The sequence below is a fragment of the Bartonella sp. CL435QHHD genome, from assembly GCF_042195095.1.
Classification (GTDB): Bacteria; Pseudomonadota; Alphaproteobacteria; order Rhizobiales; family Rhizobiaceae; genus Bartonella.
This window is the reverse complement of the sequence record NZ_JBHINS010000028.1, coordinates 1-9,164: the sequence shown is the minus strand read 5'-3', so window position 1 is coordinate 9,164 and position 9,164 is coordinate 1. Positions and strand designations below refer to the sequence as shown.

Below are 9,164 nucleotides of genomic sequence, written 5' to 3'. Positions count from 1 at the left end.
TTTTTCTTCTTCTTTTCCTAAGACAGATGTTCTGATATTGGCTAAGAGTGCGTTTTGTTTAGCCATATCGGTTAATCCACTGTAGAAGAGAGCATTTGGCATGACCAAATAGCTTGCTGTTTGTGCTACGGGGACGATCACACTTGGACCAGAACCAGAATCCGTTTCAAGAATTTCTTTATGTAAGCGGAAATCCCAGAAATTTTCATTCTTTTCATCAAAGAGGCTTTGTGCAACATCGGCTGTACCGTGGCTTGACTCTGGTCCATAGGCCGTTAGCGTATATTTATAAGGCAAACGATTTCTTGTGGTATAGCCATTCTCGAGTTTGAAAGAGTCTTCTTGTGCTTTTCCAGATACTTGAATGAGCGAGAGGCCACCTATATTTGAAGGATCAGCAGCATTTACTACACTACTTTCATCTCCTGAATCGCTTTTGATATAAACTGTTGTGGAGCCTGAGACATCACCGTGGATCAGAAGTCTATCGGTTTTTTGATCGGCACTTTTTACGCCATCACTCCAAGCAATGTTGAAGTAAATCTTTGCGTCACCAGAGGCGTTGTAGACTGTTTGCGTATCTGGTTTACCAGATCCTATATGCAATGTGTGATAATGATCGTCTACCAGTCCATCAAAAACAATAGAACTGTTGTTGAGACTAAGTACAGAAACATCAGAACGTGATCTTTGAGCAATATCAAGGTGTTTGCCATCATCATTGAGTTCTGTTGCGCTGGTTTTTACGATCCATTGTGTCTTGTTTTTTAGATCAAAACGTACATTTCTGTCTTTAGAAATATTTGCTCTGCCTTCTAAAGTTGAATGATCAGCGCTTAATGTGAAGGTGCCGTTGGAGATCGCTTTAACCTCTTTATTGTTCCAATAATTGTCATTTTTCCAAGATTTTGGATCTTCGAAAAGACCATCTCCTAACAATACATCAGCATGGATTTCTGAATTTTTGAGATTGACTGTACCGATTGACAAACCTGGAATATCTTCCATGTTTGTGTTAGTAAAAGCTCCAACAAAAATTCCAGTACCATTTTCAGCGTGAACATCTGCATTGGTTAAATTGATTTCACTGCTTTTACGTTTTTGTGGATCATCTGGATAATCTAGATCAGGATTAGAGAGAGCTATAAATTGCAAACCAGCAACTCCTGCTATCATAGAAGTATTCACGACATCAATATGTCCGTTAAATGCCGCCCATAGTGCAACTTTTTTTGCTTCTATTTTATTTTTTATTGTATTCTCTGCTGCTCCAATATAACCATTCGTCATCTTAATCGTGCTATTATTTCCTGCGGTGAGACCAACATCAAAATTTTGAATGATTGTTTTACCATTTAACTTAATTAAACTATCAGTTTCTGCAACGTTTACACCAACGGTCATTGTTTTACTTTCACCACCGGTTATAATTAAATCTCCGCTAATGATTTGACTTCCACCGTCTGCATAAAACCCTTCATCAACATTTTGAATGGTTGTTTTGCCCATTAACCTAACTTCACTACCAGAGTCCGATGTCCATATACCAGTGCGTTCGTTGTCGGGGCCGTCAAGTGCTTCACCACCGATTATTGTTAAATCTTTGCTGGTGATTTTACCACCGTCAACTGCTCCAAGGCCGCCCAAAGTATTGTTAATTATTGTATCACCATGCAATTGAATTGTGCTGTCATTGCCACTTACAAATGCACCGTTTCCTTTTCCCTCTGTTTTTAGAGCAACATCTGTGGCATCAATATGCCCTCCGTTGATTGCGAATAACGCTGTTTCGTTCGCGGCTACGGATCCTCCCATCATTATGATCTTAGATCCTGAACCGTCTGCAAGGAGTCCTCCGCCATCAGATGATGTAATGTTAGCATTGTTTTTTAAGATAATCGTACTGCTGGCTTCGGCGCTTCCTCCTACATCACGTCCACTAAATGATCCTCCTGAGACCGTTATTGTTGAGTGATCATTTGCAACTATACTGGCGGCTGCCTGAGTCACTTCTACATTATTTAAAACAACGGTACTTTTGTCTGCTTTTATTCCAAAGTTTAGTAGCGCATCGTCTTTACTATTCGATATCTTCACACCTTCTAGCTTGTTTTCACCGCTGTTACTGTTTAAGAAGCCGGCACCAACTAGAGAAGTTTTAATGGTTCCTCCAGTCATGTTTATTGCGCCACCATCGTTTGTTGTAAGTCCAATTTCACTATTACTAATCGTTGTTCCTTCAAGCAATTCAACTACACTGCCTTCGCCATTAGAAAATACACCAGACGATATATCTTCGTCATCTAGAGATACATCTGTAACATTTAGAGACACATTTGTGACCGTAATATGTCCACCATTTTCAGCAACCAATGCATTACCTTTCCCCGTGACGGTTCCTCCCGTCATGCTGATGGTGGAGTTTGAACTATTTGCATAGAGTCCAATGTTATCAGATGATGTAATGTTTGCATTGTTGGTTAAAGTGATGGCGCTGCCGTTTTGAGCAGATATTGTTGTATTTTGTGCATGAAATGATCCTCCTGAGGCTGTTATTGTCGAGTGATCATCTGCAACTAAGGCATTGGTTGCTTGCATGACGGTTACATCTTTTAAAGTGACGGTACTGTTTTGGTCTGCTATTACTCCCAAGTTCAGTGGCGCATCGTCTTTACCACTTGATATCGTCACACCTTCTAGTCTGTTTTCATTGCTGCTGCTTGAGAAGACAGCACCAACTAGAGAAGTTTTAATGGTTCCTCCAGTCATTTTTATTGCGCCACCATCGTTTGTTGTAAGTCCAATTTCACTATCACTAATCGTTGCCCCTTCAAGCAATTCAACTACACTGCCTTTGCCATTAGAAAATACACCAGATGACTTATCACTATCATTTGTTTTTAGGGTTACATCTGCAACAGTAATATGTCCACCATTTTCAGCAACCAATGCATTACCTTTCCCCGTGACGGTTCCTCCCGTCATGCTGATGGTGGAGTTTGAACTATTTGCATAGAGTCCAACGTTATCAGATGATGTAATGTTTGCATTGTTGGTTAAAGTGATGGCGCTGCCGTTTTGAGCAGATATTGTTGTATTTTGTGCATGAAATGATCCTCCCGAGATTGTTATTGTCGAATCATGATCTGCAAATATACCGGCTGCTGCTTGAGTCACTGTTACATCTTTTAAAGTGGCGGTACTTTTATCTGCTTTTATTCCAAAGTTCAGTGGTGCATCGTCTTTACCACTCGATATTGTCACATTTTCTAGTTTGTTTTCACGACTGTTACTGTTTAAGAATCCAGCACCAGCTGCAGAAGCTGTAATGGTTCCCCCAATCATCTTGATTGCGCCATCATTTTGTACTACAAGCCCGATTGCACTATCACTAATTGTTGTCTTTCCAAGCAATTCAATTACACTATTTGCGCCATTAGAAAATACACCAGATGACTTATCGCTATCATTTATTTTTAGGGTAACATCTGTAACAGTAATATGGCCACCATCTTCAGCAGTCAAAGCATTCCCTTTTCCCGTGACGTTTCCTTCTATCATTGTGATGGAGGAGTTTGAACCTTTTGCATAGAATCCAACATCACCAGATGATGTAATTTTTGCACCATTTGTTAAAGTGATAGCGCTGCCGTTTTGAGCAGATATTGTTGCACCTTTTGCATCAAATAATCCTCCCGAGATTGTTATTGTCGAATCATGATCTGCAAGTATACCGGCGGCTGCTTGAATCACTGTTACATCTTTTAAAGTGACGGTACCTTTATCTGCTTTTATTCCAAAGTTCAGTGGCGCATCGTCTTTACCACTCGATATTGTCACATTTTCTAGTTTGTTTTCACGGCTGTTACTGTTTAAGAATCCAGCACCAGCTTTGGAAGCTGTAATGGTTCCCCCAGTCATCTTGATTACACCACCGTTTTGTGCTTGAAGCCCGACTGCACTATCACTAATCGTTGTCTTTCCAAGTAATTCAATCATGCTACCAAAGTCATCAGAAGCTACACCAAATCCATCACCATTTGTTTTTAGGGTGACATCTGTAACAGTAATATGGCCACCGTATGTTGTCGTTACTGCTTCCTCTTTCGCTGTAATGCTCCCTCCTGTCATTTCGATGATGGACTTTGAACTTGCCGCATGGAGTCCAGCATCATTATATGATGTAATTTTTGCACCGCCAGTTAAAGTGATGTTGCCGCCGTTTTGAGCAAATATTGCTGTTTTTTCTGCATCAAATGATCCTCCTAAAACTTTTACTGTGGAATCATATGCATCTATGGCAGTTTGTGCTTGCGTCACTGTTACATTATTTAAAGTGACATTACTGTTAGTTGCCTTGATTCCATTGATTAGTGGCGCATCATCTTTCCCACTTGATGTCACTACATCTTTCAGTTCGTTTTCTTTGCTTTTGCTATCCAAAAAGAATGCACCAACTTTGGACGCTGTAATGCTTCCCCCAGTCATTGCGATTGCGCCACTTTCTTGTGTTTTCAACCCGATTGTAGCATCTTTGATCTTTGTATCAGACAATTCAATCACACTGTTTTCACCTTGAGACAAGGCGCCGAATCCACTCTCAATTTTAGTACCCTTATTAGATGCAGGATTATCCCCTTCTGTAATAGGTGCACTTGTGGTATCTCCCTTTGCTGTTAGAGTACCACCCGTGACTTTAATATGACCACCGTCGTTTGTATACAATGCTGCGTCTTTTCCAGTTACGCTTCCTCCAGTCATTTTTATGGTGGTATTTTCATCATCGGCATGGAGTCCGTTACCATTAGATGAGGTAATGTTAGCACCGCCATCTACAGTAATGGTGGTGCCGCCCATAGCATATACGCCATCCATTTTACCCTCGAATGATCCTCCGGATACTATAACTTGAGAAACGTTATCCGCAAGTATACCAGTTTCTGCTTGCTTAACTGTTACATTTTCTAAAGTAATTAAACTTTCGTTGTTTATTTCTATTCCAAGGAGTGATGATGCTTCATTTTTATTATCTGATATCACTACATTTTGCAGTACACTTCTACTATTCTTACTACCATCAATATAAACGCCAGTTTGAGAAGCTGTAATGTTCCCCCCGGTCAGGTTGATGTTAGCGCCGTCTTTTACAGAAATACCGAAACGAACATCAGAATCAGTGCCTTGAATATTTAAGCCATTTAATTCAAGCGCACTGTTAGCACCTTCAACTGTTACAACATATTTATCGCTACCTGTGTCTGTATTTGTGTTTTCATTTCCAGTTACAGTTACAGTACTGCCGGTGATTTTTCCTTTGTCTTTTACATAAATAGTCTCGTACGTTTTTCCGGATATATCTTTTTCTTCGTTGGCAACGCCAAGAGTTTCAGCATGTGCAGTGAACTGGATGTTGAATAGGATGATAGCAGCCGCAGCTGTGCATGATAAAAGGGATGTTTTATACACCAGTATTCTCCTTATGAGAGCCCCAAAATATTCATTTCCCCGCAAACTTCATAAGAAGAAGTGAAAATGGATAGTTGTTATTAATTTCGATAATTTTCTTTATTTGGTAAGACATTTTTGGTTTTTTGTCAAAATTAAAAAATAAATAATATTAAATTTGTATGAATTTATATTTAACACACAATGTGCTTGTAATGATTTATATTATATAATTAAATTTATTGTAAATCTACATTATATAAATTATAACTATTATTATACTTTACATAATTTATATTATTTTTTATAAAGTAATAATAGTATTTTTTGTAGTATTTCTGCATTTTTATAGCTTATCAAAGTGAATGATGACGGTAATACTATAACACTGTTGCTAGCACTTTTGATTATTTATACCTTATTTATGATAATATCATAATATAATTGATCTTGATATCTAAAGGAGTTGGGCGCTCTAGTATAAGAATACATTTTTTCTCCTGTTGGGGATATTTTAATAGTATACGACTAAGTTTTTATAAGCTGTTGATGTATCGATGACATTTGAAAGAGCCAGAGCCCAAGCTTATAAATCTTAATCAATTAAAGTTCTTGAAGTTGAAGGCTTGAAATCAACAGTGCTTTTATATCATCAAAGTGCACCTTCATTGAAGGATCATTGCTTTCGTTATTTCGAATTTTTGACATATTTTTGACAATAAAATCTAAAAAAATTGTCTCTGAGGAATTTTTTAATATAAAAAATATGTAACGTTTTTATGGTGATAGGTTTATGAGATATAAAGTTGAATTGGTAATCACCGTGATTGCTTTTACTCTTTCTGGTTGTTTTAATCTTGGTTCTGAAAAAATAAAAAGAGACAAGAGGCTTCATCATGATGCATTCATGGATTGGTCTATGAAAGAAAAGTCTCTTACAAAAAATTATACTGCTATCATTATGGCTGATCCGCAACCGTGGCGTTTAAACTCTGGTGATGCCAATGGAATATCAAACAGAGAGCCATGGTTAAAGATAAATGAGCAGGTTGCTGGTGTGATAAAAGCGCACAAGGCTGCATTCCATATTGTCAATGGTGATCTGACGGAGTTTGGACAACAAAAAAACTATGATGATTATGAAAATGTTTATAAAACTCTTGGAGCACCTGTCTATGAGGGGCTAGGGAATCACGATTATGCCAATAATGTTGGTAATTGTACAAATCCTCAAGAATTCAGTTTTTACAAAGATGCTTGTGCTATAAGTGCAGTTTCAAGAATGGTATCGGAAATCAAAAAATACCGTAGTCAATTAGCGCATTTCAATGCAGATGTTACTGAAAGTTTGGTTCCCATTTCGGGTGGAAATATTCGCTCGATAAGGGGGAGTTTGAGTTATTCTTGGGATTATGGAGATGTTCACTATGTGCAGCTTCACAATTATCCAAGCTATACGGTTGGTTTGAAGGGGCAGTCTACAGAAGTGCAAATCAATAAATCTTTAGATTGGCTTAGGAACGATTTAGCTGCTGCTGATGCAAGAGGTAAAGTGACAATCATTAATTTTCATGATGCGCGTGCTGCTTCCATTGATGGTGAATCCTTTTTTATTCGTAAAAAGAATGCTAAAGATTTGTCGGTCTTTAAGTCAATTATTACCTCTCATAATGTTAAAGCAATCTTCGTGGGTCACACGCATTATCAGTCTTATTGCCGTGCGAAAAATGATAAGGTTTTTGGAAATATCCCTATATATACAGCTGGTGCGCTTTTTAATGGAGATTATTACCTCTTAGATGTGAAAGGCAAGACCATTCACGTTAAAGCCTATAATGGAGAAATAGGAAAACCGCTTTTAATTAAAGATCTTGGTGTTATAGGGAAAGACACTCAATTTTCGGCAAGTTGCAGTAAGTTATAATAGGATTTGTTTCTTTGTCTTAAAGCATGAGGGAAAAAACGTATTATATGTGCGGACTTGAAGAGCAGTAGGAGTGTCTAAATGTTACTTAGAAATAGAGTGAAAAATCAGACATATTTTTTTCAAAGCTGCTAAGATTTCAGGTTATACGCTATAAGTGCAATGGTTTAATGTGAACTGAGCTTTAATACAAAGCAGAATAATGGTTTGTTATTCTATTTTTTCTTTTTAGGCTTTCATCTTTGAAGAAAGGGGAGTTTGTCAAGGGTGTGTTCATAATTTGCTAGCACTTGTTGTCCAGAATCATCAAGAAGGCTGTTTTTATTAATTTGTTGCGGTATAATTATTAAGTTATGCCCTTTATTAGAGCTTATAATATCTACTCATGGGCAACACTTTTCTTTTTCATAAGAAAAGCTTTTTATTTTGATCAATTTTTTACTTATAATCTTCAAACAATTGATGTTTTGTGATGCTGTATAATTTCTCTTGATTAATCGTATGAACTTTTAGTTGTATTACAATTTTATCTTCTTCTTTTATACGTAAGTAAATCGTTACAATAATATGATACAAATATTGGAGTCTGTTTATAGCTGTTATGGTCTCATGCAATTATCCTTAGATGACTCTCACGTGTCTTGGCAGTTTTATCTTTGCTTTGAGAGAGGTGTAAAAAGGGGATTTTAAGAAGTTTCAGTTTAGAAAGAGTTTTTTTGCCCGCGAAAAGCTCTCTGATGCTGCCAAGGCTGGTATGGAACAAGCGGGCGAAGATCTGGCTAATTCGATTGTCGATGGCTTTATGTCGTCTATCTCACAATTGATGGATTATTGTAAATCTTTGCCCTATCGCATTAAGGGGTGGACTCGTTCCATTGATGTAAGAGAGTTTTTGTCAAGTTTTTTGGGGGGTAAAACAGCCATTCAGCCCATACCACAATTTGCGGGGGCTTCTCCTGTAAATTCATTTGCGAGAGAGCAAAGAGACAAAGACCGTTCCCCCATCACACACAATCAAAATGTCACAGTGCATGTTAATGGTGCCCGTGAACCCATGGCCACTGGTCGTGCGGTTGCCCATGCTTTGCAACGGGCACGTGCTAATGCGCTGCATGGCGGGACAGAATGAGGGGAGGGAGCCTATGAGAGATCCTTTGATGATGTTAGGACCGCATCAATTTTATGTGGACTGGCTGAATTTCCAATCCTTTGAAGAAGAGTTTTCTGCCTCATGGGTTTGTATGGAGCGTTTTGGCAGGTCCCCCAGTTTGCAATTTACCGGCTATGGCAATGATGCAAAAACCATTCATGGAGTTTGGTTTCCAGAAGAATTTGGTGACCGTGTAGCCATTGATGCCATCACTACAACTATTCGAAGAGCCAAGCCTGTCCAGATGCTTCGTTGGATTAATGATACCACCTATAGTGTCCTTCTCCATGGACCCGTAGTAATCACCACGATCAATAAAGACCATGACTATATCAGTCTTTCTGGTCAATCCCAACGCATCCGCTATTCCATTACGCTCTTGCCCTTTTTTAATGGCGGAAAACCACAAGGACAATACCAAGAGGGACAATATCAAATGGGGTATTACCAAGAGGAACCTACCCCATGAAGATACCCAAAAAGCGCGTTATTGTAGAGCTAGAGGATATGAGCCTCGATCTCCTTTGCTTTCACTATGCCATGGCTGTGTTAGGAGACCGCATCCAAGTTGGGGCACTAAACGGTTATTTAGAAGCCACACTGGAAGCTAATCCAGAGATTGCCAAATATGGTGTGTTTTTACCG

General features: G+C 38.5%; 5 protein-coding genes. 4 read left to right on the top strand and 1 reads right to left on the bottom strand.

The features are described 5' to 3' along the window. Positions 1-5,466: beta strand repeat-containing protein (locus ACFILH_RS01470; protein WP_375667260.1), on the bottom strand; the 5,466-nt coding region annotated here is incomplete at its 3' end. A gap of 772 nt (positions 5,467-6,238) precedes the next feature. Between ACFILH_RS01470 and ACFILH_RS01465 the strand changes: the two genes are divergently transcribed. From ACFILH_RS01465 to ACFILH_RS01450, 4 genes are all read left to right on the top strand, one after another. Continuing rightward, positions 6,239-7,369, top strand: a complete 1,131-nt coding sequence (locus ACFILH_RS01465; protein ID WP_375643756.1) for a metallophosphoesterase — start codon at positions 6,239-6,241, stop codon at positions 7,367-7,369. 754 nt (positions 7,370-8,123) lie between these two features. Next, the gene (locus ACFILH_RS01460) at positions 8,124-8,498 is read left to right on the top strand and encodes a hypothetical protein (RefSeq protein WP_375667259.1); all 375 of its coding nucleotides are present in this window, start codon (positions 8,124-8,126) and stop codon (positions 8,496-8,498) included. Between the two features lie 13 nt (positions 8,499-8,511). After that, complete coding sequence (locus tag ACFILH_RS01455) at positions 8,512-8,988, top strand: phage tail protein (RefSeq protein ID WP_375663826.1); 477 nt, start codon at positions 8,512-8,514, stop codon at positions 8,986-8,988. Beyond that, positions 8,985-9,164: tail protein X (locus tag ACFILH_RS01450; protein ID WP_375667258.1), on the top strand; the 180-nt coding region annotated here is incomplete at its 3' end. The genes ACFILH_RS01455 and ACFILH_RS01450, both read left to right, overlap by 4 nt.